Here is a 26,547-nt window from a genome sequence, read left to right as displayed (position 1 = left end):
TGAACGAAGAGAAGCTGCTCGGCTACCTGCGCAAGGTCACCGCCGACCTGCACGAGACCCGCGAACGGCTGCGCGTGGCCGAATCGGCCGCGCCCGAGCCGGTCGCGATCGTGGCGATGGCTTGCCGGTTCCCGGGCGGCGTCGAGACGCCCGAAGACCTGTGGCGGGTCCTCGAAACGGGCACCGACACGATGACCGACTTCCCCGAAGACCGCGGCTGGGACGTCGACGCCGTCTACCACCCCGACCCGGCACACCCGGGCACGAGCTACGTCCGCCAGGGCGGGTTCGTCCGCGACGCCGGTGCGTTCGACGCGGCCTTCTTCGGCATCTCGCCGCGTGAGGCCCTGGCGATGGACCCGCAGCAGCGGCTGCTGCTGGAAACGTCGTGGGAAGCCCTCGAACGGGCCGGGATCGACCCGCTTTCCCTGCGCGGCGAGCCGGTCGGCGTGTTCGCCGGGACCAACGGCCAGGACTACCCCGGGTTGCTCAGCCTCGCGCCCGGCGTCGGCGACGGCTACGAAAGCACGGGCAACGCGGCGAGTGTCCTTTCCGGACGGATCTCCTACGCGCTCGGGCTGGAGGGCCCGGCCGTCACCGTCGACACCGCCTGCTCGTCCTCGCTGGTCGCCCTGCACTGGGCGGCGCACGCCCTGCGCGAGGGGGAGTGCGACCTCGCGCTCGCCGGCGGCGTCACGGTCATGACGACGCCCGGCGCGTTCATCGGCTTCAGCCGCCAGCAGGGGCTGGCCGCGGACGGCCGGTGCAAGGCGTTCGCCGACGGCGCCGACGGCACCGGCTGGGGCGAAGGCGCCGGTGTCGTGCTGCTGGAACGGCTGGCCGACGCCCGGCGCCACGGGCACCCGGTGCTCGCGATCGTCGCGGGCTCGGCGATCAACTCCGACGGCGCGTCGAACGGCCTCACCGCCCCGAACGGCCCTTCGCAGCAACGGGTCATCCGGGCCGCGCTCGCCGACGCCGGACTTTCTCCGTCCGATGTGGACGCCGTCGAGGCGCACGGCACCGGCACCTCGCTCGGCGACCCGATCGAAGCCCAGGCGCTCCTGGCCACCTACGGCGAGCACCGGCCGGCCGGACGGCCGCTGTGGCTCGGCTCGGTCAAGTCCAACCTCGGGCACACCCAGGCCGCCGCCGGGGTGGCCGGGGTGATCAAGATGGCCCTCGCGCTGCGCAACGGCGTCCTGCCCAAGACCCTGCACGTCGACCGGCCGTCGGCCAAGGTGGACTGGTCGGCCGGCGACGTCCGCGTGCTGACCGAGCCCGTCCCGTGGCCGGACGAAGGGCGCGTGCGCCACGCGGGGGTCTCGGCGTTCGGGGTCAGCGGCACCAACGCGCACGTGCTCCTGGCGGCACCTCCCGCCGAAGAGGCCGCGCCGGAACCGGCTTCGCCGGCCGTCGTGCCGTGGGTCCTTTCCGGACGGTCGGAGGCGGCTCTGCGCGCGCAGGCCGCGCGGCTGGTTCACGGTGATCCGGCCGCGATCGGGCTGGCGCTCGCGACGACCCGCTCGGCGTTCGAGCACCGCGCCGTCGTGGTCGGCGACGCGGCCGAGCTGGCCGACGGCGTCCGCGCACTCGCGAACGGCGGCGAAGCGCCCGGCCTCGTCCGCGGCGTGGTCACCGAGGGGCTGACCGCGTTCCTGTTCACCGGCCAGGGCGCGCAGCGGGCCGGCATGGGCCTCGGGCTGTACGAGCGTTTCCCGGCGTACGCCCAGGCTTTCGACGAGATCTGCGCGGAGTTCGACCGGCACCTCGACCGTCCACTGGCGACGGTCATCCGGTCCGGCGAGGACCTCGACGAGACGGCGTACACGCAGCCCGCGTTGTTCGCGGTCGAGGTCGCCCTGTTCCGGCTGCTGGAGTCCTGGGGCGTGACGCCCGACCACCTCGCCGGGCACTCGATCGGCGAACTGGCCGCCGCGCACGTCGCGGGCGTCTTCTCCCTCGCCGACGCCGCCGAGCTGGTCGCCGCTCGCGGGCGGTTGATGCAGGACCTCCCGCGCGGCGGGGCGATGGTCGCGATCCAGGCCACCGAGGACGAGGTGACGCCGCTGCTCTCCGACGCCGTCTCCCTGGCCGCGGTCAACGGCCCGGACTCGGTCGTCGTGTCCGGCGACGAAAAGGACGCGCGGGAGATCGAGCGGCACTTCGCCGCACTCGGCCGCCGGACCCGGCAGCTCACCGTGTCCCACGCCTTCCACTCCCCGCTGATGGACCCGATGCTCGACGCGTTCGCGCAGGTCGCGGCGCGGATCACCTACGCCCGGCCGCGGCTGCCGATCGTGTCGACGGTGACCGGGAAGCCCGGCACCGACGAACTGGCCACGCCGGGCCACTGGGTGCGCCAGGTCCGGGAGCCGGTCCGGTTCGCCACCGCCGTCGCCGCGCTCGCCGACCTCGGGACCGGCCGGTTCCTGGAGCTGGGCCCGCACGGCGTGCTCGCCGCGATGACCGAGGAGTGCCTGCCCGGCGCGGTGGTCTCCGCACTGCTGCGCAAGGACCGCGACGACGTCCGGACCGCACTGACCGCCGTCGCGAGCGGGTACGTCCACGGTGCCCGGGCCGACTGGGGCGGGGTGTTCGCCGGCACCGGCGTGCGGGCGTGCGAGCTGCCGACCTACGCCTTCCAGCGCGAGACGTACTGGCCCGAGCTGCCCCAGCCGGTGGGCGGTGCGACCCGGGACGCGCTGCTCAAGCTCGACTGGGTGCCGGTCCCGGCCGGGGAACCCGGGCCGGCGTCCTGGGCCGTGCTCGGCTCCGGGCACCGCGAGTTCGCCTCGGCCCTGCTCGGCGAGCTGGGCGCGCTCGCCTGCCACCCCGACCTCGACGCCCTCGCCGAAGCGGGCGCGCTGCCGGACGTCCTGGTCGCCCCGTTCGTCTCCCGCTCCGAGGCCGACACCCCGGGCGAAGCGGCGCGCCGCGCGCTGCGGCTCGTCCGCTTCTGGCTCGCCGACGAGCGGTTCGCCGGCCGCACCCTGGTGGTGCTGACCCGCGGTGCCGCGGTCGCCGAGGGCGTTTCGGACCTCGCGCAGGCCCCGGTGTGGGGGCTGCTGCGCTCGGCCGCGGCGGAGAACCCCGGCCGGTTCGTGCTCGCCGACGTCGACGACCCGGCCGCGGCGCGGCTGCTGCCCGCCGCCCTCGCCACCGGCGAACCCCAGTTCCTGCTGCGTGACGGCGAGATCCGCGCGGCGCGCCTGGCGAAACCCGCTCCGGCGCCGGGCCCTTCGGCGACCTTCGGCCCGGCCGGGACCGTGCTGGTCACCGGCGGCACCGGGACCCTCGGCGCGCAGGTCGCCCGCCACCTCGTGGCCCGGCACGGCGTGCGCCACCTGCTCCTGGCCGGCCGTCGCGGCCCGGACGCCGACGGTGCCGCCGAGCTGTGCGCGGAGCTGGCCGAGCTCGGCGCGGAACCGGTCGTCGCGGCCTGCGACGCCGCCGACCGCGACGCGCTGGCCGCACTGCTGGCGAGCATCCCCGCCGACCGGCCGCTGACCGGCGTCGTCCACGCGGCCGGCGTCCTCGACGACGGTGTCGTCTCCGCGCTGACCCCCGAGCGCCTGGACGTCGTGCTGCGGCCGAAGGTCGACGCCGTCACGAACCTGCACGAGCTGACCGCCGGGGCCGACCTGACCGCGTTCGTCGTGTTCTCCTCGATCTCCGGCACGCTCGGCCCGGCCGGGCAGGCGAACTACGCCGCGGCCAACGTCTGGCTCGACGCGCTCGCCCGCCACCGCCGCGACCACGGCCGGCCGGCGCTCGCGCTCGGCTGGGGACTGTGGGAACAGGCCAGCGGGATGACCGGGGCCCTCGCCGACCGCGATCGCCGCCGGATGGGCGCCACGGGCATGATCCCGCTGTCCACTGCGGAGGCTCTGCGGCTGTTCGACGCGGCCTGCCGCGCGGGAGAGCCCGCGGTGCTGCCGATCCGGTTCGACTTCGACGTGCTCCGCGCGGCCCCGGCCCTGCCGCCCGTGTTCGCCGGGCTCGTCCCACCGCGGCCCGCCGCCGCGCCGGTCGCCGAGCGGCCGGCCGACCCGCTCGACGTCGTCCGCACCGCCGTGGCCCTGGTCCTCGGTTACGCGAACGCGGCCGCCGTCGACCCGGACCGGGCGTTCAAGGACCTCGGCTTCGATTCGCTGACCGCCGTGGAACTGCGCAACCGGGTGGCCGCGGCGACCGGGCAGCGGTTGCCCGCCACGCTCATCTACGACTACGCGACACCGAAGGCCCTGGCCGCGCACCTGACCGGCGACGCGGGCCCGGCGTCGGTGCGCGTCGCGGCCCGGACCGACGACGAGCCGATCGCGATCGTCTCGATGGCCTGCCGGTTCCCCGGCGGCGTCCACAGCCCGGACGAACTGTGGGCGCTGCTCGCCGAAGGCCGCGACGCGATCGGTGGCTTCCCGGCTGATCGTGGCTGGGACCTCGACGCGCTCTACGACCCGGACCCGGACAGCGAAGGCACGTCCTACGCCCGCGAAGGCGGTTTCCTCGACGACGCCGCGCTGTTCGACCCCGCCTTCTTCGGGATCTCACCCCGCGAGGCCCTCGCCATGGACCCGCAGCAGCGGCTGCTGCTCGAGACGTCCTGGGAGGCGTTGGAACGCGCCGGGATCGACCCGGAGACGCTGCGCGGCGAGCCGGTCGGCGTGTTCGCCGGGACCAACGGCCAGGACTACTCCGCGCTGCTCGCGCTGTCGCCGAAGAGCGCGGAAGGCTATCTCGGCACCGGCAACGCCGCTTCCGTGCTCTCGGGCCGGATCTCCTACGCGCTCGGGTTCGAGGGCCCGGCGGTCACCGTGGACACCGCGTGTTCGTCCTCTTTGGTCGCGATGCACTGGGCGATCCAGTCCCTGCGCGCGGGGGAGTGCTCGCTCGTCCTCGCCGGCGGCGTCACGGTGCTTTCGACGCCTGGCTCGTTCGTCGAGTTCAGCCGGCAGCGCGGGCTGTCCCCCGACGGCCGCTGCCGCGCCTTCTCCGACGACGCCGACGGCACCGGCTGGGGCGAAGGCTCCGGGATGCTCGTCCTGGAACGGCTGTCCGACGCGCGCCGCCTCGGGCACCCGGTGCTCGCGATCGTGCGGGGTTCCGCGGTCAACCAGGACGGCGCGTCGAACGGCCTCACCGCCCCGAACGGCCCGTCCCAGCAGCGGGTGATCCGGGCGGCCCTGGCGAACGCGGGCCTCGAACCGTCCGATGTGGACGCCGTCGAGGCGCACGGGACCGGCACGACGCTGGGCGACCCGATCGAGGCCCAGGCGCTGATCGCCACCTACGGCCAGGACCGCGAGCGGCCCCTGTGGCTGGGCTCGATCAAGTCGAACGTGGGCCACACCCAGGCCGCGGCGGGCGTCGCCGGGGTCATGAAGATGGTGCTGGCCCTCCGGAACGGCCTGCTGCCCCGGACGCTCCACGCCGGTACTCCTTCGTCCCATGTGGACTGGTCCGAGGGGGCCGTGCGGCTGCTGTCCGAACCCGTGCCGTGGCCGGACGACCGGGTGCGCCGCGCCGGGGTCTCGTCGTTCGGCGTGAGCGGCACCAACGCCCACGTCATCATCGAGGCCGCCCCCGAAGCGCCGCTTTCCCGTGAAAGTGGCGGCGCGCTGACGGCTTGGACCGTGTCGGGGCACACGCCGGAAGCGTTGCGGGCGCAGGCGGAACGGCTGCTGAGCCACGCCGCGGACCGCGAGCCCGCCGAGATCGGCACGGCGCTGGCCGCCCGCACGGCGTTCGCCCACCGCGCGGTCGTGGTCGGCGAGGACCGCGAGGAACTGGTGCGCGGACTCGCCGCCGTGGCCGCCGATCAGCCCGCGCCCGGCGTCACCACCGGCTTGCGTGCCGAGGGCGCGACCGCATTCCTGTTCACCGGCCAGGGCGCGCAGCGGCTCGCCATGGGCGCCGGGCTGCGCCGCGAGTTCCCGGTGTTCGCCGACGCCTTCGCCGAGGTGTGCGCGGAGTTCGACAGTCACCTCGGCCGGCCGCTCCTCGAGGTCGTCGACACCGAACCCGGGCTGCTCGACCGGACCGAGTACACCCAGCCCGCGCTGTTCGCGGTCGAAGTGGCGCTGGCCCGGCTCCTGGACACCTGGGGCGTCCGCCCCGACCGGCTGGCCGGGCACTCCATCGGCGAACTGGCCGCCGCGCACGTCGCGGGCGTCTGGTCGCTGCCCGACGCCTGCACGGTCGTCGCCGCGCGGGGCCGGTTGATGCAGGCCCTGCCCGCCGGTGGTGCCATGCTCGCCGTCGAAGCCACCGAGGCCGAGGTCCTCCCGACCCTGCCGGCCGGGGTCGAGCTGGCCGCGGTCAACGGGCCCGCGTCCGTCGTGGTCTCCGGTCCCGAGGACGGCGTCCTCGAAGTCGAGCGGCACTGGACGGCCCGCAGGACCCGGCGGCTGCGCGTCTCGCACGCCTTCCACTCGCCGGGGATGGACGGAATGCTCGCGGAGTTCGGCCGCGTCCTGCACGGCGTCACCTTCGCCCCGCCGACGATCCCGGTCGTCTCGACGCTCACCGGCGAGCTCGCGACCGACCTGACCTCGCCGGAGTACTGGCTGCGCCAGGCCCGCGGCACGGTCCGGTTCGCCGACGCCGTCACCACCCTCGCCGGGATGGGCGTGACCCGGTTCGCCGAGCTGGGCCCGGACGGCGTGCTCACCGCGATGGCCGCGACCTGCCTCGACGGCGACGCGCTCGTCACCGCCCTGATGCGGAAGGACCGCGACGAGCCACGAGAGCTGCTGACCGCACTCGCGAACCTGCACGTGCGTGGATCCACAGTGGACTGGCGCGCGGTCCTCGGCGGCACCGGCGACCCGGCAGCCCTGCCGACCTACGCTTTCCAGCACGAGCGGTTCTGGCCCGAGTACTCCCTGGCGGCCGCGGGTGACGTCACGATGGCGGGCCTCGACCGCCCGGACCACCCGCTGCTGGGCGCGTCGGTGACGGTGGCCGGGACCGGCGCCGTCGTGTGCACCGGCCGGATCTCGCCGCGCACCCACCCCTGGCTCGCCGACCACGTCGTGGCGGGCCGCACGCTGTTCCCCGGCACGGGGTTCGTCGAGCTGGTCCTGCGCGCGGGGGAGCACGTCGGCGCGGGCGGCATCGAGGAGCTGGTCATCGAGACCCCGCTGCCGCTGCCCCGCGAAGGCGTCCACCTGCAGGTCGCCGTCGGTGCGCCGGACGAGCGGGGCACGTACCCGGTGACTGTCCACTCGCGACTCGATGCGGACGAACTCTGGACGCGGCACGCCAGCGGCCGCCTGACCGCCGGTGCCGCGGTCCCCGAAGACGTGCCGGAATGGCCGCCCGCCGGCGCCGAACCCCTGGCCCTCGACGGCCTCTACGACGGCGGCCCGGAGACCGGGTTCGGCTACGGCCCGGCGTTCCAGGGCCTGCGTGCCGCCTGGCGGCTCGGCGACGAAGTGCACGCCGAGGTGGCGCTGCGCCCCGGGGAGCACGCCGACGCGGCCCGGTTCGGCCTGCACCCGGCGCTGCTGGACGCGTCGCTGCACGTGCTCGGCACCGCCGCCGAATGGGCGGGCCGGAACTACCTGCCGTTCTCCTGGAGCGGGGTGACGCTGCACGCGAGCGGCGCCACCGCGGTCCGGGTCACGGTGACCCCGAACGGCCACGACACGGTGCGGGTGCGCCTCGCCGACCCGGCCGGACGCCCGGTGGCGTCGGTCGACGCGCTGGTACTGCGCCCCCTCACCGCGGAGGCGGCGCGGCCCGTCCGCAAGGCGCACGACTCGCTGTTCCGGCTCGACTGGCAGCCGGTCACGCCGTGGCCGGTCGAGGCCGGACCCCGGCGGTGGGCCGTCGTCGGGGAAGACGAGCTCAAGGTCGGGCCGGTGCTCGACGCGGCGGGCGTCACCCTGGAGTCCTATGTGGACCTCGACGCGCTCGGCGGCGCGGTCGGCCTCGGCATGGCCGTGCCCGAAGCGGTACTGGCCGTGTGCACGGCGGGTTCCGGTCCGGACGCCGCCCGGGCGGCCGCCCACGACGCGCTGGCCCTGCTGCACGCCTGGCTCGCCGACGAGCGGTTCGCCGCGACGCACCTGGTCGTGCTGACCCGTGGCGCGGTGGCCGCCGCACCCGGCGACGAGGTCACCGACCTGGCCTGCGCGCCGGTCTGGGGCCTGGTCCGCTCGGCCCAGTCGGAGAACCCCGGCCGGGTCGTCCTGGTCGACGTCGACGACCACGAAGAGTCCGCCGCCGCGCTGCTCGCCGCCGCCGGGACCGACGAGCCGCAGCTCGCCGTCCGGGAAGGTGCCCTGCTCGCCGCCCGGCTGACCCGTGCCACGACGGCGTCCGCCACGGGGAAGCGGCCGTTCGGGCCCGACGGCACCGTGCTGATCACCGGCGGCACCGGCGGCCTGGGCGGGTTGCTGGCCCGGCACCTGGTCACCGAGCACGGCGTGCGGCGGCTCGTCCTGGCCAGCCGGTCCGCGGCCGGGGCGACCGGGCTGCGGGACGAGCTGACCGCCCTCGGCGCCGACGTCCGGCTCGCCGCGTGCGACACCGCGGACCGGGCCGCGCTCGCCGAGCTGCTGGCCGGCGTCCCCGACCTCGCCGCCGTCGTGCACGCGGCGGGCGTCCTCGACGACGGCGTCCTCTCTTCGCTCACCCCGGACCGGCTCGACACCGTGCTGCGGCCCAAGGTCGACGCCGCCTGGCACCTGCACGAGCTGACCGCCGGCCGGAACCTCTCGGCGTTCGTGCTCTTCTCCTCGGTGTCGGCCACCTTCGGCGCGCCGGGGCAGGGCAACTACGCCGCGGCGAACGCCTTCCTCGACGCGCTCGCCGCCCACCGGGCCGCCCGCGGCCTGCCCGCCCAGGCGCTGGCCTGGGGGCTGTGGGACACCGGGATGAGCGCGTCGCTGGACTCCGCCGACCGGAAGCGGATGTCGCGCGGCGGCGTCCGGGCGCTGCCGGTCGAGCAGGGGCTGGCCCTGTTCGACGCCGCCACCGCCCTCGCCGAGCCCGCGCTGGTCCCGGCGAAGCTGGACCTCACCGGCGTCGGCGACCAGGTTGCGTCCGTCCTCAAGGGACTGGTCCGGGTACCGGCCAGGCGGGCTTCGACGGCCGCCGAAGCCGGGTCCGGTGTGGACGCCGTGCGCCGGGCGCTGGCCGGGAAGTCCGGGCCGGAGCAGGAATCGGTGCTGCTGGAGCTCGTCCGGTCGACCGCGGCGGCGGTGCTGGGCCACACCGGTCCCGACGCCGTGCGCCCGGACGTCGGCTTCCTCGTCGCCGGGTTCGACTCGCTGACCGCGGTCGAGCTGCGCAACGCCCTCGGCGCGAGCACCGGCCTGCGGCTGCCGCCGACGCTCGTCTTCGACTTCCCGGCACCGGTCGATCTCGCCGCGCACCTGCGGGCGGAGCTGGCCGTCACCGAGGCGGTGCCGCAGAAGTCCACTGTGGACTCCGGCGAGACGCTGGGTGCGTTGTTCCGGACGGCTTGCGAACTGGGCAAGATGAAGGAGGGCTTCGAGCTGCTGCAGAACGCGGCCCTGCTGCGGCCCACCTTCGACTCGGCCGCCGACCTGGCCGAGCGGCCGGGTTCGGTGAAGCTGGCGGCGGGGGAGCACACGCCGAAGCTGATCTGCTTCAGCTCGTACGTCGCGCTGGCCGGGGTGCACCAGTACGCGCGGTTCGCTTCGCCGTTCCGCGGCGAGCGGGACGTGTACGCCCTGCCGACGCCCGGGTTCGTCAAGGGCGAGGCGCTGCCGACGTCCGTCCGCGCGGTCGCCGAAGTGCAGGCGGCCTCGGTGCTGGACGCCGCCGGCGGCGAGCCGTTCGTGCTGCTCGGGTCGTCCTCGGGCGGCATGCTCGCGCACGCCGCCGCCGAACTCCTCGAAGAGCAGGGCACGCCGCCGCTGGCCGTCGTGCTGCTCGACAGCTACCTGCCGCGCGAGGACTCGCCGCTGGAGCGGTTCCGCGACGAACTGCTGGGCGGCATGTTCGACCGCGAGGAGCTGTTCGCGCCGATGGACGTCGCCCGGCTGTCCGCGATGAGCTGGTACTTCCGGCTGATGGGCGGCTGGTCGCCCGCGAAGCTCTCCGCGCCCGTGCTGCTGGTCCGCTCGTCCGAGCCGCCGGTCGCCGACGGGTCGCTGGCCCCCGAGGAATGGCAGACGCACTGGGACACGGCCGACACCGTCGTCGACGTGCCCGGCAACCACTTCACCATGGTCGAGGACCACGCCGCCACCACCGCGGAGACGGTGTGCGGCTGGCTCGGCACCACGCTGAGGACGGAGCTCACGCATGACTGACGACCCGGAGCTGTGGCTGCGCCGCTACCACGAGGCGGAGAGCGGCGCCGTGCAGCTGTTCTGCCTGCCGCACGCGGGCGGCTCGGCCAGCTTCTACTTCCCGGTGTCCGCGGGGCTCGGCCGGTCGGTCGAGGTCTTCGCCGTGCAGTACCCCGGTCGGCAGGACCGGCGGCTGGAACCGGGGATCGACAGCCTGCCGGTGCTCGCGGACCGGCTCGCCGAGGTGCTGGCCGACCGGGCCCGGCGGCCGTTCGCGCTGTTCGGCCACAGCATGGGCGCGACGCTGTCGTTCGAGGTCGCCACCCGGCTGGAGCGGGCCGGGCTGGTGCCGCTGCACCTGTTCGCCTCCGGGCGGCGGGCGCCGTCCTGCCGCCGCGACGAGTCCGTGCACCTGCTCGACGACGACGGCGTCATCGCCGAGGTCCGCAAGCTCGGCGGCACGAACGCGGCCGTCCTCGGCGACGAGGAGATCCTGCGGATGGCGCTGCCGGCCATCCGCAACGACTACAAGGCCGCCGAGACCTACGTCCGGCAGCCCGGTCCGAAGCTGAGCACGCCGATCACCGTGCTCACCGGGGACGCTGACCCGAAGACCACGCTCGAGGAGGCGCGGGCCTGGCAGGAGCTCACCGACGGCGAGTTCGAGCTGCAGGTCTACCGCGGCGGGCACTTCTTCCTCGCCGACCACCAGCCCGAGGTCCTGCAGCTGATCTCCTCGCGGCTCGCGGGCCGGCTTTCCCCCCGGCACTGAAAGGCACCCCCGTGCGCGTGTTGTTCGTGACGCTGGACGAGAAGTCGCACCTGTACTGCATGGTCCCCACGGCCTGGGCGCTGGTCGCGGCCGGGCACGAGGTCCGCGTGGCGAGCTCGCCCGCGTTCACCGACGTCATCACCGGCACCGGGCTGACCGCCGTCCCGGTCGGCGTGGACAACACGATGCACGAGGGGATGAAGCAGAACCGCGACGCCCAGGAAGCCGAGATCGCGAACTGGAACGACACCGACCCGGCGTCGCACACCTGGGAGGCCCTCCACCAGCGCTACACCTTCACGGTGTGGGCGGGGTTCGCCATCTACAACGACGAGATGGTCGGCGACCTGGTCGCGCACGCGGTGTCGTGGCAGCCGGACCTGGTCGTCTGGGACGCGCTGACCTACGCCGGCGCGATCGCGGCGAAGGCCTGCGGCGCCGCGCACGTCCGGCAGCTGTGCTGGGCCGACGTCTGGTGCGCGATGCGGCGGACGTTCCTGGACGTGATGGCGCGGCAGCCCGTCGAGGAGCAGGAAGACCCGTTGTACGACTGGCTGGAGCTGACGGCCCGGCCGTACGGCGTCGAGTTCGACGAGGAGCTCGTCACGGGCCAGGCGACGATCGACCCGCTGCCGGAGTCCCTGGGCGCGCGGTCCGGCGTCCGGCGGCTACCGGTGCGGCACATACCGTACAACGGCCGGGCGGTGGTCTGGGACTGGCTGCGCGAGCCGCCGTCGCGGCCCCGGGTGTGCCTGACGCTCGGTTCGTCCAACACGGACGCGTTCGGCGGCGACTACGTCTCGATCCCGGAGATCCTGGCCGCACTGTCCTCTTTGGACATCGAAGTGGTGGCGGCCCTCGTGCCCGCGCAACGGAAGGCATTGGACGAGGTCCCGGAGAACGTCCGGGTCGTCGAGTCGGTGGCCCTGCACACGGTGCTCCCGAGCTGCGCGGCGATCGTCCACCACGGCGGCTTCGGCAGCTACGGCGCGGCCCTGGTGGCGGGCGTACCCCAGCTGACCGTGACCACCCCGATCGCCGACCACCTCCTGCGCGCCCGGCGCCTGGTCGAGGAGGGTGCGGGACTGTTGTTCACCCACGACGGCTTCACGGCCGAAGAGCTGCGGACCGCGGTGGCGCGGCTGGTCGGCGAGCCGGGGTTCCGGGCCGGCGCCGAACGCCTGCGCGAGCTGGCCACCGCCCTGCCGGCCCCGCACGAGCTGGTGGCGGACCTGGAAAAGCTCGTCGTGGGTGAGAAACAGGGTTAGCACGCTGTTTCTCGCCCACGACGGCGTTCAGGCCAGGCGGCGGCGGATCTCCGGAGCGTGCTCGACGGCGAACTTCACCAGGGCCGCGACCTCGCCCACCTGCTCGCTGGTCACCGACGGGCCCGTCGGCAGCGTCAGCACCCGCCGGGAGAAGGCGTCGGTGGCCGGCAGCGAGACCGGGCGCTCGGTCCGGTACGGCTCGCACTCGTGCACGCACGGCGAGAAGTAGCGCTGCGCCAGCACGTTGTCCGCGCGCAGCAGCTCGAGGATCGTGTCGCGCGCGAGGCCGCACTCCTCCTCGTCGACCTTGACGACGTTGTACTGGTAGCTGTTGCGGTTCTCTTCGTCGTAGCGGTGCATCTCCAGGCCCGGGATCCCGGCCAGCTCCGCGGCGTACTGCTCGTAGTGGGCGCGGTTGGCGGCGACCGTGGCCGGGAGCGCGTCGAGCGACGTCAGGCCCATGGCCGCGGACGCCTCGCTCATCTTGGCGTTGGTGCCGGCGAACTCCGTGACGTGCTCTTCGCCCCAGCCGAAGTTGTGGGTGTAGCGGGCGCGCTGGGCGAACTCGTCGTCGTTGGTGACGATGGCGCCGCCTTCGAAGGTGGTGACGACCTTGGCCGCGTGGAAGCTGAACATCTCGGCCTGGCCGAAGCCGCCGAGGGGCTGGGTGCCCGAGGTGCAGCCGATGCCGTGCGCGGCGTCGAAGAAGAGGGTGAGGTCGTGCAGCTCGGCGATCTTCTCCAGCTCCTGGACGGCCGCCGGCTGCCCCCACAGGTGCACGCCGATCAGCCCGGTCGTGCGGTCGGTGATCAACGACTCGACCTGCTCCGGGTCGATGCAGCCGGTGGCCGGGTCCAGGTCGCAGAAGACCGGCGTCAGACCGAGGTAGCGCATCGCGTGCGCGGTCGCGACGTAGGTCATCGACGGCATGATGACCTCGCCGCTGAGCCCGGCCGCCTGGGCCATCACCTCGAGGGCGAGCGTGCCGTTGCAGGTCGCGACGCAGTGCCGGGCACCGGTGTGCTCGGCGATCCGGGCCTCGAACTCCTTGACCAGCGGGCCGCCGCTGGTGAGCCGGCCGCTGTCGAGGGCCACCTCGAGCCGCTCGTAGAACCTGGCCCGGTCGCCGGTGCTCGGCTTGCCCACCACCAGGGTCTTCTCGAAGGCCATCGGGCCACCGAACAGGGCGAGGTCGTCAACGCTGGTCTTCATGAAGGTCCTTCCCCAGAGGTCGCACGTCGACCGGAACTATTTCCTTCGGCAACGCCGTTTTCGTTGCTTTCCAACGACTGTTGAGATCCCCTCGTTGCGGTCGTCTGCAGGATAGGGAGCACGTGCGCCGCGGGCCGGTCGCGCCGGAGAAATCTGTGGAAGCCCCTAGTCGTCGCCGCGGCGAAACGTTCCAACCCGGCTTTGGGGGAAATGGCCAGAACTTGCGTGGTAGCCGGTTCACCCGGCCCTCGCCGGTACCGGACGATGCCGTCGTGAGCAGGCACATCGCGGTCTTCAGCTTCCCCGCTTACGCACACGTCGCGCCGGTCCTCCCGATCGTCGCCGAGCTGGTGCGCCGCGGCCACCGGGTCACCTTCGCCGTGGTCGGCGAGTTCGCCGGGAAGGTCGCCGCGACCGGCGCCGAAGTGCTGCCCTACACCTCGACGTTCCCGTGGTCCACCGGACTGGGCGACCCCGCTTCCGACGGTTACGCGCTGCGCGCCATGCTGGCGTTCATGGGGGAGGGCCTGGCCCCGCTCGCGGCGGCCGCGCGCCGGTTCGCCGACGACCCGCCGGACCTGGTCGTGCACGACCTCGCGGCGTCCGAGACGGCGCGGCTGCTGGCGCGCAAGTGGGGCGTGCCCACGGTGCAGAGCTGCCCGGAGTTCGCCTCCAACGAGCACTTCCGGATGAACGCCGCCCAAGACGCCGCCGCGGCCCCCGGCGCGCCGCCGGACCTCACGGACCCCGACCTGCTGGCGTTCGTGGAACAGGCCAAGAACCTGCTCGCCGAACACGGCCTGTCCGATGTGGACATCGACGGCTTCGGCGGCGAATTCGGCTACAACCTCGTGTACATGCCGAAGGCGTTCCAGGTCCGCGGTGAAACCTTCGACGACCGCTTCGCGTTCATCGGACCCTGCTTCGACCGGACGGTCGCGCCGGGTGAGTGGACGCGGCCCGCGGACGGCCTGCCGGTCGTGCTGATCTCGCTGGGCACTTCGCGCAGCAAGGAACAGGTCGGCTTCTTCCGCAAGTGCGTGCGCGCCTTCACCGGGCAGCCGTGGCACGTCGTGCTGACGCTCGGCCGCTGGGTCGACCCGGCCGAGCTGGGGCCGCTGCCGGACAACGTCGAGGCGCACCCGTTCGTCGCGCACGCGGCGCTGCTGCCGCACGCGAAGGTCTTCGTCACCCACGGCGGGATGGGCAGCGCGATGGAAGGGCTGCACTACGGCGTCCCGATGGTGGTGACACCGTCGCAGACCGACCAGGTCGTGACCGCCGAGCGGATCGAAGAGCTGCGGCTGGGCCGCGTCGTGTCCCGGACCGGGGTCACCGAAGAGGAACTGCTGGACGCCGTCACGGAGACCGCGTCCGATCCCGTCGTGGCCGAGCGGGTCCGGTGGATGAGCGAGCAGGTCGCGCAGGCCGGCGGCGAACGCCGTGCGGCCGACGCCGTCGAGGCGTGGCTCGGAGCGAAAGTGGAGGCGCAGTGAAGCTCGAGGACGTCTACCTCAGCGGGATCGGGACCTACGTGCCGGAGACGACCGGCATCGGGTTCGCGGTCGAGCAGGGGTGGCTGACCGCCGAGGACGCCGAGACGACCGGGCTGACCGGCGCGGCCTGCGCGGGGGAGACCCCGGCCCCGGACATGGCGCTCTGGGCCGGGCAGCAGGCGGTGGCCCGCGCGGGCGTCGACCCGGAGTCGCTGGACGTGCTGCTCTACGCCGACAACTACCACTCGGGCCCGGACGGCTGGTTCCCGCAGTTCTGGGTCCAGCGCCACCTCGTAGGCGGGGACCTGCTCGCCGCGCAGTTGCGCCAGGGCTGCAACGGCATGTTCGGCGCCCTGGAACTGGCCTCGACGTACCTGATGGCGCGGGGCGGCGGGACCGCGATGACGGTCGCGTCGGACAACTCGACGTCCCCGCTGGTCAACCGCTGGCGCTGCCTGCGCCCGGACTTCGTCATCGGCGACGGCGCGACCGCGGTGGTGCTGAGCAGCACGCCGTCGTTCGCGCGGCTCAAGTCGGCCAGCTCGATCACCGTGCCCGAGCTGGAGGGCATGCACCGCGGCGACGAGCCGATGTTCCCGCCGGGCGCCACGATCGGCCGGTTCATGGACTTCGCCGAGCGCATCGACTTCTTCGGCTTCGAGAACCGCGACACGATGCTGCACAGCGGCCTCAACCTGCTCAAGACGCGCTCCGAGCTGATCGACCGCGTGCTGGCCGAGGCCGGGATCGGGCTCGACGGCGTCAGCCGCATCGCCTACAACCACGGCTCGCGCAAGTACGTCGAAGAGGGCCTGCTGGCGATGCTGGGCATCCCGCTGGAGAAGTCGAACTGGGACTTCGGCCGCGGCCTGGGTCACCTCGGCGCCAGCGACCAGGTGGCGTCGCTGGCGAACATGCTGGGCACCGGCCAGCTGGCCCCCGGCGACCACGTCCTGATGGTGGGCATCGCGCCGGGGGTGAGCGTCGCGGGTGCCGTGGTGGAGATCCTCGATGTCCCCGCCTGGGCCGGACCGGTGCTGCCCGGCTCCCGCTGACAAGCCGGGCCACCGAACCCCTGACCGACTACTCCGGGTGGGGTACGGGTCGGCGCAGAGTAGCTGCTCGACCGAGTAGGCGGAAACTTACCAACCGGTTGTGAGGCTGCCGTCAAAAGCCGGAAAACGCGAATCGGGTGGCCCGGGATCCTCTCCCGGGCCACCCGATCCGTTCGTTCGGCGGTGTTGCCGCTCAGCCGCCGCTGCCGCCGCCGTAGGCGCCGCCCAAAAGGCGGCTGCGGCGCTTGCGGTTCTTTTCGTCGTCGGCCTTGGCGTTGTCCGCCTTCGAGTCCGCCGGCTTCTTCTTGGAATCGTCTTCCTTTTTACCGAAAATGCCCACGTCCCTCATCCCTTCTTGATGCCGAACGGTGCCGGTTGCGGCATCGTGAAAATCGATCCCTGGCCCTCGCAGGATAGCGCAGAGTGCCTTCGGGTGCACCCGCCGCGACCGCGTATTCGACGGGTTTCCCCAGTCTTCCCGGCCGGGATTCCCGGTGCACGGGAAAGGGCTGGCGGGGCTCGTCCGGGTTGGGGCCGATGTCCGGTTCGCACCGGTGCCGGCCCCCGCTCGACGAGCCCAGCCGGCCCTCGGGGGAGTGCGGTCAGCGGATGTACTGCGGGGTCACCTTCGGCGGCCACTGGCCGATGCAGAGGATGCCCTGCGAGTACGCCTTGGAGACCAGCGCCGAGCGGTTCGGCGACTTGAACTGCCGCAGCATCGCGCCGACGTGGTACTCGATCCCCTGCCTGCTCAGGTACAGCTTCGAAGCGAGCTGCACGGTGGAGATGCCGGCGGCGACGCCTTCGAGCACCTTGGCGTCGAGCTCGCTGAGGAGCTTGTTCTTCTCGATCGCCGGCCGCGGGGTCTCCGCGGCGCGGTCCGGCTTGATCAGCACGACGATCGTGGTGACCTGGCCGGACTGGCTGCGGACGGCGATGCCGGTCAGGCCGCCCGAGAGCACCGGCTGGGCCGGCCGCACGCCCACCAGGCGCGCGCTGAAGCGGTCGCGCCGGCCTTCGTTCAGCCGCGCCAGCTGCTGGAGCGTGAACTGTTTGGCGCTCGGGTGCACGAAGTCCACAAAGCTCTGTCCAAAAACATCGGACGCGGTGCGGCCCAGCTGACGGAGAAAGTCGCCATTGGCTTCGGTCACCCGGAGATCGGGACCCAGGTTCGCGATGCAGACGTCGGACATGTCGAAGGAGGGGAGGTTCTGGTTCGGTCTTTCGGCGACGGCGGGCAGGCCTTGCTGCACCGGCATCGGCCGATCGACCACGGAATCGACACGCGTGTTCATCGAGATCTAACCCCCAGATTAGTTCTACGTGTTTGACGCAGCGTTGAACGTCGGCAACCCTTTTGCTCACCCACAAAAGGGCCCGCGGTACCCGGCCGGATGATCCTTCACACCACCCCAGCGGAAAACCCTCGAGCTCTTCCCCAGAACAGTCCTCGAGTCCATCCGTCCGGTCCCGCTTCGGCTCGTTTCGTTGGAAACAAACCAAATGACGTCTCGTACGCTAGCCAACGGGGTATGACCCGTCAATGCCGGCCGGGGGGTTGGGGGCTAACACTGTGGTCCGCCCGACCGCAGGTACGGCACCCCCGGCCCGACCTTCGGTAGGGCACCCCCACCGCGTCGGCGGGCGTTCACCCTCAGCTCAGGCGGGGGTCATCGAGCGGTGGTCGTCACGGGCAGCTGCTGGACCCCGAAGACGCCGCCGGCGTGGAACGGGACGTCCGCACCCGGAGCGACCCGCAGGTGCTCGAACCGCTCGAACAGCAGGTCCAGCGCGATTCGCCCCTCGAGGCGCGCCAGCGGCGCGCCCAGGCAGAAGTGGATGCCGTGCCCGAAGGCGGCGTGCGCGTTCGGCGTGCGGTCGAGGTCGAACCGGTCCGGGTCCCCGAACTCGCGCTCGTCGTAGTTCGCCGACACCACCCACGCCCAGACGATCGAGTCGGCCGGGATCACGGTCCCGGCCACCTCGACGTCGGCGGTGGTCACCCGGACCACCCGGGGGAACGGCGGCCGCAGCCGCAGCACCTCCTCCAGCAGCGGCTCCACCAGGGACCGGTCGGCCCGCACCCGCTCGTACACGCCGGGGGTGTCCTCGAGGCAGAGCAGCACGTTGCCGAGCAGCATGGTGGTGGTGACGTGCCCGGCGAGCAGCAGCAGCGCGGTGAAGTTCCCGACCTCCTCGTCGGTCAGCCGCTCACCGTCGATCGTGGCCTCGACGAGCCGGGTCAGCAGGTCGTCGCGGGGCCGGGCACGCCGGTCGAGGATCTGGGCGTTGAGGTACGCCTCCATCTCCTCGATCGCGACGGCCAGCTTTTCGCCCGTGCTGGGGTCGTCGACCTGCAGGGCCATCAGCGCCTCGGCCCAGCGCCGGAACAGCGCGCGGTCCCCGGCCGGGACGCCGAGCAGCTCGGCGATGACGATCACCGGCAGCGGGTAGGCCAGCACGTCGACCAGGTCGAACGCCTCGGCGTCCGGTTCGACTCCGGCCAGCAGCTCCCGGGTGACCTCGGTGATCCGCGGGGCGAGGTCGGCGACGACCTTCGGCGTGAACGCCTGGCTGACCAGCCGCCGCAGCTTGCGGTGCTCGGGCGGGTCGATGACCAGCAGGGTGCCCGGCGGCGCCTGGTCGCCCGGCGACGTCAGGCGCGTCGTGTCCGAAGAGAACAGCTGCGCGTCGGTGCTGACGCGGCGGACGTCGGCGGCGCGGAACACGTGCCACGCGCCGGCCTCGTCCTGCCAAACCGGCGTGTCCGTCCGCATCTTTTCCAGCCAGGCGAGGAGCGCCTCGCCGCCGTCCGGCGCGATTTCGGGGGCAGCGGTCGGCTCGGTGGTGTCCACGTCGGATTCACTCCCAGGTCAGGCGGTCAGTCGGGCCTCGACGCGGTCCGCGGCCGCCGCGGCGCCCCCGGCGTCGGTGATGTGCTCGCGCATCCGGGTCACGCGCTCGCGGGCGGCGGAGTCGGCGGCCAGGCCGGTGACGGCGGCGCGCAGCGACTCCGCGGTCACCGCCGCCGGGTCCACCCGGACGCCGAGGCCGAGCTCGGTCAGCCGGCCGGCGACGATTTCCTGCTCCAGCGTGCGGGGCACGACCACCGGCGGCACGCCCATGGCGAGCGCTTCCATGGTGCTGCCCATCCCCGCGTGCGAGACGAACCCGCTCGCCCGGCGCAGGACGTCGAGCTGCGGGACCCACGGGTGCAGCTCGAAGTTCGACGGCACCGGGCCGAGCTCCGACGGCCGCACGAGCCGCCCGATGGTCATGACGACGTGCCACGGCGAGCCGGCGAACGCTGCCAGGCACGACGCGAAGAACTCGCGCTGCCGGTGGTAGCCGAAGCTGCCCATGGCGATCAGCAGCACCGGCCGGTCGTCCGGCGGCGTCCAGCCACCGGCCCGGTTTCCGAGGCACGGCCCCACGAACGCGAAGCCGTCGTCGAAGGTGTCGCCGCCCGGCTGGAACTCCCGGGGCAGGAACACGAGCTTGGTGTCCTCCCGCGCTTCCGCGAACTCCGCGGCGGACGTGCCGGGCAGGTGCTCGGCGAGCGCGTCGCCGACCACCGACGCGGCCTTGGCCAGCGCGGGGTGGTCCGGGTCGGGCGCGGGGACCTTGCCCGCCATCGAGGCGTAGGGCGAAAAGTGTTCGTTCGCGACGAACGTCGAGCAGAGCAGGACGGCCGGGCGGTCCCACTTGCGCGCCAGCAGACGTCCCGTCGGATAGCCGAAAGCGTCGTACAGGAAGAGATCGGGCCGGTCGTTGTCGAAGGCGCCGAGCGCGGCCGTCAGCGGCGCGAAGCCCTCCAAGGCCTGGGCGAGCCCCGCCTCCGCGACGACGTCGCCGGTGATCTCCTCCGGGATCGCCACGGTGTCCCAGGACTTCGGCACGTGCGAGGCGTAGGGCAGCACGGTGGCACCGGTGCCGCGCACGGTTTCGGCGAACTGGTCGGCGACCACGTAGCTGACCCGGTGACCGCGGCGCACGAGCTCGGCCGCCACGGGCAGCGTCGGGTTGACGTGCCCGTGGGCCGGGTAGTTGAGGAAGGCGATGTGCCTTCCCGCCTGGGGAGACATGCTTCGAAAGCTAGTCACGCGCGGCGGCCAGTCAACCATGTCTAGGCGAACCCCTCGGGTCGCGCTTCGGTGCGGGAAAAGGGGAATCCCCGTGTGCTACCTGTAGCTGTGCCCGATTCGGCGAAGTGGAAGGACCCGGCCGTGACCCTCTTCGTGCGCCCGCTCCCCGGCGGGGCCGGATCGTGACCGGCACGCTGCCCGTGGTGCCGCCGGCCGCCACCCGCCCCGCGACCGCCGACGTGATGGTCGAGGCCGAGGGGATCACCAAGAACTTCGGCAAGGTCCGCGCGCTGGACGACGTCAGCCTCCAGGTGCCGCGCGGCACCGTGTGCGGGCTGCTGGGCCACAACGGTGCCGGCAAGACCACTTTGGTCAACGTGCTCACCACGCTGGTGACGCCGACCTCCGGCCGGGCGCGCGTCGCCGGGCTGGACGTCCAGCGCGACGCCGTCGAGCTGCGCAGCCGCATCGGGCTCACCGGCCAGTTCGCGTCGGTGGACGAGCAGCTTTCCGGCTTCCGCAACCTGATCCTCATCGCGCGCCTGCTCGGCGCGTCGAGCAAGGCGGCGAAGGAGCGCGCGGACGAGCTGCTGACCGCGTTCGGCCTGCGCGACGCGGCCGCCCGCCCGGCCAAGACGTACTCCGGCGGCATGCGGCGGCGCCTCGACCTGGCCGCCAGCCTCGTCGGCTACCCCGACGTGATCTTCCTCGACGAGCCGACGACGGGCCTCGACCCGGCCGCCCGGATCGCCATGTGGGAGATCGTCGAGCAGCTCGTGCGCGACGGCTCGACCGTGCTGCTCACCACCCAGATGCTCGACGAAGCCGACCGGCTCGCCGACAAGATCGTCGTGCTGGCGCACGGGAAGGTGATCGCCGCCGGCACCGCCGCGTCGCTCAAGGCGCAGGTCGGCAAGCGCACGGTCACCGTGACGCTGGCCGGCCAGGGCGACGCCGACCGGGCCGCGGAGGCGGTGCGCCGCGCCGGGCTGCTGCCGCGGGTGTCCGGAGTGGACGACCTGGCCGGGCTCGTGCTGACGGTGCCGGTCGAGAAGTCCACCGACCTCGCCCGCGTGGTCCGGGTGCTCGACGAGGCCGCGGTCGAGCCGGTCGAGCTCGCCCTGGTCGACCCGCGGCTCGACGACGTCTACCTCGCGCTGTCCGGCGGCTCCGGCCCCGACGGCCCCACCGGCACCGAGAGGCCCTGACCCATGAGCGCACCGACCGCACTGTCCTCTTCGGACCGGTCCACTGTGTCCCGTCCGCCCGGCGGCGGTGGCCCCTGGCGCGGCACCAGCGTGCCGATGCAGATCCTCATCCTGACCGGCCGCTCGCTGCGCGCGGTCGTGTCGTCGCGGGCGCTCGTGCTGCTGGGCCTGCTGCAGCCGCTCATCGTGCTGATCCTGTTCAGCCAGGTGTTCGCGAGCCTGGCGAGCACCAGCTCGTTCCCCGCCGGCGTGTCCTACATCGACTACCTGATGCCCGCGGTGCTGGTGATGGGCTCGCTGTCGGTGGCACTGCAGTCGGGCGTCGGCCTGCTCGACGACATGCGCAACGGCGTCGTGGCCCGGTTCCGCACCCTGCCGATCGCGTCGGCGTCGGTGCTGGTGGCCCGCAGCCTCGCCGACGTCGTCCGGCACGCGCTGCAGCTGGCGATCATGCTCGTGCTGGCCGCGACGCTGTTCGGCTTCTCGCCGGGCGGCGGGTTCGGCGGCGTGCTGCTGGCCTGGCTGATGTGCATCGCGGTGGGCTGGTCGCTGTCGTGGATGTTCATGGCGATCGGCGTCTGGATCACCAACGTCGAGGTCATGCAGGGCGTCACGTCCATGGTGATGTTCCCGCTGATGTTCGCGTCCTCGGCGTACGTCCCGCTGTCGTCGCTGCCCGCGTGGCTGCGCGCGGTGGCGACGGTCAACCCGCTGACCTACTCGGTGGACGCGTCCCGCAACCTGGCGCTGGGCAACCCGGTCGGCGTCGGGGGACTGGCGGCGATCGGCGCGGCCGGGCTGATCGGCCTGACGGGCGCGATCGTCGCCACGCGAGGCTTCCGCCGCTCCGCCTGAGCTGCGCCTGTCGTGAGTGGTCAGGGTGGTGGGAACCGCCTGTTGAGTCTCAGGACATCGCCGACAGTTGGTGTCTCAGGACCTCACGGACACTGACCGGCCTGTCGACAGGGTGACTCGTGCGCCAGTGGTGACCATGCCGTCGATGGGCAGAGCAGGGTTTTCGATGGATCCTGAGTTCGTCGCCGCGGTCGCCCCGGTCGCTCACGGCGAGAAGGTCAACGTGGCACGGTTCTGCCGCGAGCACGGCCTGTCCCGGGACACCTTCTACAAATACCTGACCCGGTTCCGGGCCGAGGGAGCGGACGGGTTCACCCGCCGCAGCACCGCCCCGCGCCACCACCCCAGCGCCCTGGGTCCGGGAAGTCCTGAGACAGATCTGCCCGTGAGGTCCTGAGACAGCACAGGCTGTGGGAACCGCCCCGGCCGCTCACGACAGCAAGGCTTCCAGGGTGTCGGCCGCGGCTTCGGCGCCGCCGGCCTGCTCGATCTCCTTGGCCATCACCGCGAGCCGGGCGGCCAGCGAGTCGTCCGCCGCCATCGACCGCACCGCTTCGAGGATCGCCTGGCCCGTCGCCTCGGTCACCGGGACGTGGCGGCCCAGGCCCAGCTCCGCGACGCGGTGGGCGTTGGCCAGGGTCTCGCCGCTGTGGGAGACGGCCACGATCGGGACCTCGTAGCGCAGCGCCTCCATCAGGCTGCCGATCCCGGCCTGGCAGACCAGCGCCGACGCGTGCCGCAGCACCGACGGGTGCGGCATCCAGTTGTGCGCCTCGACGTTGGGCGGCAGCTCGCCGAGCGCGGCCAGGTCGGCGCCGCGGCCCAGGGTCAGCACGACGTGCCACGGCTTGCCGCGGAAGGCGTCGATGCACCCGGTGAAGAACCCGAGGTCCTTGCTCATCGACGTGCCGAGCGAGATCAGCACCACCGGCAGGTCGTCGCCGGGCGGTGTCCAGTGGCCTTCGAGCGCCCGGCAGTCCACGGTCGGGCCGACGAAGTGGTACCGCTCGCCGAACGTCTCGCTCCCGTAGTGGAACGCCTTGGGGATGTACACCAGGCGCGGCTCGTCACCGGCGGGTGCCAGGCTCGTCATCGCCAGCTCCGGGTCCAGCCCGTGCCGCGTGAGCAACGCCGAGACACCGCCGCCGAACTCTTCGCCGAACCGGGCCAGGCGCGGGTCCTGCTGGTCGAAGCCGGTGGCGGCCGGGTGGTCGGCGGGCGGCTTGGGTGCGCCCGGCAGCTCGTCGTCGTCGTTCTCGACGAAGACCGGGCAGCTCTCCACCAGCGGGACGGCCCAGGCACGGCCGAGCACGCGGGCCGCGTTGCCGCTGATCGTGTCGTGGACGATGAGGTCCGGCCGGTCGCCGGCGAGCCTCTCCAGGGCCGGCTCGAGCGGGGCGAACCCCTCGCGCATGAGGTCGATGATCATCGTGACGGCGTCGTCGGCACTGTCGACCTTCGCGACCGCCGCGGGGAAGTCGGAGTGGTAGGGCGCGACGTCGGCGGGACTGTCGCGCAGGAGTCCGGCGAACCGCTCGGCGACGACGAACGTGACCCGGTGGCCCCGCCCGGCGAGCGCCTCGACCGGTCCGAGCATCGGGGTGATGTGCCCGAAGCCGGGAAAGCTGAAAAACACGACGTGCCGACCCTGCACCATGCCACGAGTATCGCGGGAAAGCCCAGCTCAGCGGTGGTTTTGCGGCGAAGTCTGGGGGTTCCCCTACCCTCACTTTCCGTACCGCAAACCTCACTTCAGAGTGACCTAGAAGGTTGCGGATTCCTCCGCGGAGATCGACTTTCGTTGCTCCGAATGGGGACTCCTGGCCGCTTCGCGCCCGGGGCCGGGCTCGGTCTACTGAAGGTATGACCCTTACCAGTGAGACCACCGACACCCGGCCGGGCCGCGGGACGCGCCCGGCGTTCGCGCGGACCCCGGTTCTCCTGATCGCGGGAGTCACGGGCGTCCTGCTGTTCGTCGCCAGCCGCAACTACGGGTTCTCGTTCGACGAGGCCTACTTCGTCGTGGCCGGCCGTGACCACCCGGCGTGGGGGTACTTCGACCAGCCGCCGCTGCTGCCGTTCCTCGCCGCGGGGCTGGACCACCTGTTCCCTGGTTCCCTGGTGGCGTTGCGGCTGCCCGCGACGCTCGCGGCGGTCGGCGGCATCGTGCTGACCGGGCTGATCACGCGGGAACTGGGCGGCCGCCGGGTCGCGCAAGCCGTGGCCGCGGCGGCGTACGCGATGTCGGGTGCCACCCTGATCGCGCACTACCTCGCCACCTACTCGATCGACCCGTTCTTCTGGTCGCTGATCGTGTGGCTGGTCGTGCGCTGGACCCGGGTCCGCGACGACCGGCTGCTGCTCGCCGCCGGGCTCGTCACGGCCGTTTCGCTGCAGACGAAGTTCCTGGTCCCGGCTTTGTGGGCGGCGATCGCCGCCGGCGCGCTGGTCTTCGGCCCGCGCGACCTCCTGCGCCGCCCGCTGCTGTGGCTGGGTGCGGTGATCGCGGTGCTGACCACCGTGCCGACGCTGCTGTGGCAGGCCGCCAACGGCTGGCCGTACACGAAGATGTCCGAGGTCGTCGCGGCCGAGTTCCCCGGCGTCGGCGCGTTCCTGCTCGAACTGCTTTCCGGGCCCGGCCTGGTGATCGGCGTGCCGCTCGCGCTGTTCGGCTTCGGCCGGCTGCTCTTCGCCCGCGACGTGCGGCTGTACCGCTTCCTCGGCGTCGCGTTCCTGCTGCTGATCGTGGCCTACCTGCTGACCTCCGGCCGGTCCTACTACGTCTACAGCCTCTTCGCGCTGCTGTTCGCGGCCGGTGCGGTGGGCCTGCAGGACGTCAAGTGGCCCACGCTCGCCAAGGCGTTCGGCTGGTTGCTGGTCGCCGCGTCGGTCGTTCAGGCGCTCGTCGCGCTGCCGATCTACCCGCGCTCGTGGGCCGAGCGCATCCCGGACGTGCCGCTGCTTCCCTTGACCGCGAAGGTCTTCGTGCAGTCCGACGGTCAGCTCGGCCGGCTGTCCGACGCCGTCGTCGAGGTCTACCGGTCGCTGCCGCCCGAGCAGCGCGCGCGGACGGCGATCCTGACCGACAGCTACGCGTTCGCCGCCGACCTCCAGCTCTTCGGCCGCGACCGCGGACTGTCCGAGGTGTACAGCGCGCACCGCGGGTACTACTACTTCGGGCACCCGGACGAGCGCTACGACAGCGTTCTGTTCGTCGGCGACCCGAGTCCGGCCGTGGCCGGGGCGTTCGCCCACCGGCAGGACGTGGTGCCGCAGCTGATGACCGTCTTCACCGGGCGGAACACGGCGTGGGACGCCCTGTGGCCGAAGCTGCGCACCCAGTAGCCCTCACCCCCGCAGCGGCTCCCACCAGTCGCGGTTGTTCTTGTACCAGTCGACGGTGTCGCGCAGGCCGGAGTCGATGTCGACCTGCGGGACGTAGCCGAGCTCGGTGGAGATCTTCGTGATGTCCACCGAGTAGCGGCGGTCGTGGCCCTTGCGGTCTTCGACCGGCCGGATCGCGGTGCGGTCGCGGCCGGTGATCTCGAGCAGCCGCTCGGTGAGCTCGAGGTTGGTGAGCTCGGTGCCGCCGCCGATGTTGTAGACCTCGCCCGCGCGGCCGCGCTCGGCGACGAGCTGGATGCCGCGGCAGTGGTCGTCGACGTGGAGCCAGTCGCGGACGTTGAGGCCGTCGCCGTAGAGCGGCACCTGGAGGCCGTCGGCCAGGTTGGTGACGAAGAGCGGGATGACCTTCTCGGGGTACTGGTAGGGCCCGTAGTTGTTGGAGCACCGCGTGATCGACGCGTTGAGCCCGTGGGTGATGAAGAACGCGCGGACCAGCAGGTCCGAAGCCGCCTTGGAGGCCGAGTACGGCGAATTGGGCGCGACCGGGTGGTCTTCGGGCCAGGAGCCCTCGTCGATGGAGCCGTAAACCTCGTCGGTGGACACGTGCACGAACTTGCCCACGCCGCCGTCGAGCGCGCCCTGCAGCAGGGTCTGGGTGCCGAGCACGTTGGTGCGCACGAACTCCGCCGCACCGGCGATCGAACGGTCCACATGGGACTCGGCCGCGAAGTGGACGACGAGGTCCTTGCCCGGCAGCTCCCGTTTGACGACGTCCGGGTCACAGATGTCTCCGGTGACCACGCGCAGGCGTTCGTCGCGGGCGACCGGCGCCAGGTTCGCGCGGTTGCCGGCGTAGGTGAACTTGTCGAGCACGACGAGCTCTTCGGGCTCGAAGCCGGGGTACCGGCCGGAAAGCACGTGGCGGACGTAGGCCGAGCCGATGAAGCCGGCACCGCCGGTGACCAGCATGCGCATGGGAA

General features: G+C 72.8%; 15 protein-coding genes and 1 pseudogene. 9 read left to right on the top strand and 7 right to left on the bottom strand.

Going from position 1 to position 26,547, the window contains the following annotated elements:
- Positions 1-5 precede the first annotated feature (5 nt).
- The 3 genes and pseudogenes from ACYVLJ_RS27145 to ACYVLJ_RS27135 all read left to right on the top strand — a co-directional run.
- Positions 6-10,292, top strand: a pseudogene (locus ACYVLJ_RS27145) (type I polyketide synthase); the annotation flags it as partial.
- Positions 10,285-11,043, top strand: a complete 759-nt coding sequence (locus ACYVLJ_RS27140; RefSeq protein ID WP_460440808.1) for a thioesterase II family protein — start codon at positions 10,285-10,287, stop codon at positions 11,041-11,043. The pseudogene ACYVLJ_RS27145 and the gene ACYVLJ_RS27140, both read left to right, overlap by 8 nt.
- Positions 11,044-11,054: 11 nt before the next feature.
- Entirely contained in the window at positions 11,055-12,311 is a 1,257-nt protein-coding gene (locus ACYVLJ_RS27135) for an activator-dependent family glycosyltransferase (RefSeq protein WP_451984130.1), read from the top strand.
- A gap of 27 nt (positions 12,312-12,338) precedes the next feature.
- On the opposite strand, the gene ACYVLJ_RS27130 is transcribed toward ACYVLJ_RS27135, so the two are convergent.
- On the bottom strand, positions 12,339-13,523 hold the full coding sequence (locus ACYVLJ_RS27130) for a PLP-dependent aminotransferase family protein (RefSeq protein ID WP_460440807.1): 1,185 nt from the start codon (positions 13,521-13,523) through the stop codon (positions 12,339-12,341).
- 272 nt (positions 13,524-13,795) lie between these two features.
- Between ACYVLJ_RS27130 and ACYVLJ_RS27125 the strand changes: the two genes are divergently transcribed.
- Both ACYVLJ_RS27125 and ACYVLJ_RS27120 read left to right on the top strand, forming a co-directional pair.
- Entirely contained in the window at positions 13,796-15,019 is a 1,224-nt protein-coding gene (locus ACYVLJ_RS27125; protein ID WP_460440806.1) for a glycosyltransferase, read from the top strand.
- Entirely contained in the window at positions 15,016-16,074 is a 1,059-nt protein-coding gene (locus tag ACYVLJ_RS27120) for a ketoacyl-ACP synthase III family protein (RefSeq protein WP_451984124.1), read from the top strand. Before ACYVLJ_RS27125 ends, ACYVLJ_RS27120 begins: the two co-directional genes overlap by 4 nt.
- A gap of 193 nt (positions 16,075-16,267) precedes the next feature.
- Here the strand turns inward: ACYVLJ_RS27120 and ACYVLJ_RS27115 are convergent, their stop codons facing one another.
- The 4 genes from ACYVLJ_RS27115 to ACYVLJ_RS27100 form a co-directional block, all read right to left on the bottom strand.
- Entirely contained in the window at positions 16,268-16,414 is a 147-nt protein-coding gene (locus ACYVLJ_RS27115; RefSeq protein ID WP_451984122.1) for a hypothetical protein, read from the bottom strand.
- 262 nt (positions 16,415-16,676) lie between these two features.
- Positions 16,677-17,369, bottom strand: coding sequence for a helix-turn-helix transcriptional regulator (locus ACYVLJ_RS27110; protein ID WP_451984120.1), 693 nt, complete (start codon positions 17,367-17,369; stop codon positions 16,677-16,679).
- A 375-nt stretch (positions 17,370-17,744) separates the two neighbouring features.
- Positions 17,745-18,851: a cytochrome P450 gene (locus ACYVLJ_RS27105; RefSeq protein WP_460440862.1), complete on the bottom strand. Its 1,107-nt coding sequence runs from the start codon at positions 18,849-18,851 to the stop codon at positions 17,745-17,747.
- 96 nt (positions 18,852-18,947) lie between these two features.
- Positions 18,948-20,159, bottom strand: a complete 1,212-nt coding sequence (locus ACYVLJ_RS27100) for a glycosyltransferase (protein WP_460440805.1) — start codon at positions 20,157-20,159, stop codon at positions 18,948-18,950.
- Between the two features lie 182 nt (positions 20,160-20,341).
- On the opposite strand from ACYVLJ_RS27100, the gene ACYVLJ_RS27095 reads away from it, so the two are divergent.
- From ACYVLJ_RS27095 to ACYVLJ_RS27085, 3 genes are all read left to right on the top strand, one after another.
- Positions 20,342-21,367, top strand: a complete 1,026-nt coding sequence (locus ACYVLJ_RS27095) for an ATP-binding cassette domain-containing protein (protein WP_451984116.1) — start codon at positions 20,342-20,344, stop codon at positions 21,365-21,367.
- A 3-nt stretch (positions 21,368-21,370) separates the two neighbouring features.
- Positions 21,371-22,222 (top strand): ABC transporter permease, encoded by an 852-nt coding sequence (locus tag ACYVLJ_RS27090; RefSeq protein ID WP_460440804.1) that lies wholly within the window; start codon positions 21,371-21,373, stop codon positions 22,220-22,222.
- A 136-nt stretch (positions 22,223-22,358) separates the two neighbouring features.
- Complete coding sequence (locus tag ACYVLJ_RS27085; protein ID WP_460440861.1) at positions 22,359-22,619, top strand: helix-turn-helix domain-containing protein; 261 nt, start codon at positions 22,359-22,361, stop codon at positions 22,617-22,619.
- A 33-nt stretch (positions 22,620-22,652) separates the two neighbouring features.
- Here the strand turns inward: ACYVLJ_RS27085 and ACYVLJ_RS27080 are convergent, their stop codons facing one another.
- Complete coding sequence (locus ACYVLJ_RS27080; protein WP_460440803.1) at positions 22,653-23,879, bottom strand: glycosyltransferase; 1,227 nt, start codon at positions 23,877-23,879, stop codon at positions 22,653-22,655.
- Positions 23,880-24,085: 206 nt separating this feature from the next.
- Between ACYVLJ_RS27080 and ACYVLJ_RS27075 the strand changes: the two genes are divergently transcribed.
- Positions 24,086-25,567 carry an ArnT family glycosyltransferase gene (locus ACYVLJ_RS27075; protein WP_460440802.1) on the top strand — a complete coding sequence of 494 codons (1,482 nt, stop codon included), beginning with the start codon at positions 24,086-24,088 and terminating at the stop codon, positions 25,565-25,567.
- Between the two features lie 3 nt (positions 25,568-25,570).
- Here the strand turns inward: ACYVLJ_RS27075 and rfbB are convergent, their stop codons facing one another.
- On the bottom strand, positions 25,571-26,542 hold the full coding sequence (rfbB, locus tag ACYVLJ_RS27070) for a dTDP-glucose 4,6-dehydratase (protein ID WP_451984108.1): 972 nt from the start codon (positions 26,540-26,542) through the stop codon (positions 25,571-25,573).
- Between the last annotated feature and the right edge of the window lie 5 nt (positions 26,543-26,547).

It is taken from the genome of Amycolatopsis stemonae (assembly GCF_054781455.1).
This window is presented reverse-complemented; position numbering and strand designations above follow the sequence as displayed.

Coding starts and splice junctions, on each gene's coding strand:
- rfbB (WP_451984108.1), bottom strand. CDS start 26,542: ATGCGCATGCTGGTCACCGGCGGTGCCGGCTTCATCGGCTCGGCCTAC.
- ACYVLJ_RS27100 (WP_460440805.1), bottom strand. CDS start 20,159: ATGTCTCCCCAGGCGGGAAGGCACATCGCCTTCCTCAACTACCCGGCC.
- ACYVLJ_RS27130 (WP_460440807.1), bottom strand. CDS start 13,523: ATGAAGACCAGCGTTGACGACCTCGCCCTGTTCGGTGGCCCGATGGCC.
- ACYVLJ_RS27110 (WP_451984120.1), bottom strand. CDS start 17,369: ATGAACACGCGTGTCGATTCCGTGGTCGATCGGCCGATGCCGGTGCAG.
- ACYVLJ_RS27090 (WP_460440804.1), top strand. CDS start 21,371: ATGAGCGCACCGACCGCACTGTCCTCTTCGGACCGGTCCACTGTGTCC.
- ACYVLJ_RS27080 (WP_460440803.1), bottom strand. CDS start 23,879: ATGGTGCAGGGTCGGCACGTCGTGTTTTTCAGCTTTCCCGGCTTCGGG.
- ACYVLJ_RS27075 (WP_460440802.1), top strand. CDS start 24,086: ATGACCCTTACCAGTGAGACCACCGACACCCGGCCGGGCCGCGGGACG.
- ACYVLJ_RS27105 (WP_460440862.1), bottom strand. CDS start 18,851: ATGCGGACGGACACGCCGGTTTGGCAGGACGAGGCCGGCGCGTGGCAC.
- ACYVLJ_RS27085 (WP_460440861.1), top strand. CDS start 22,359: ATGCCGTCGATGGGCAGAGCAGGGTTTTCGATGGATCCTGAGTTCGTC.
- ACYVLJ_RS27140 (WP_460440808.1), top strand. CDS start 10,285: ATGACTGACGACCCGGAGCTGTGGCTGCGCCGCTACCACGAGGCGGAG.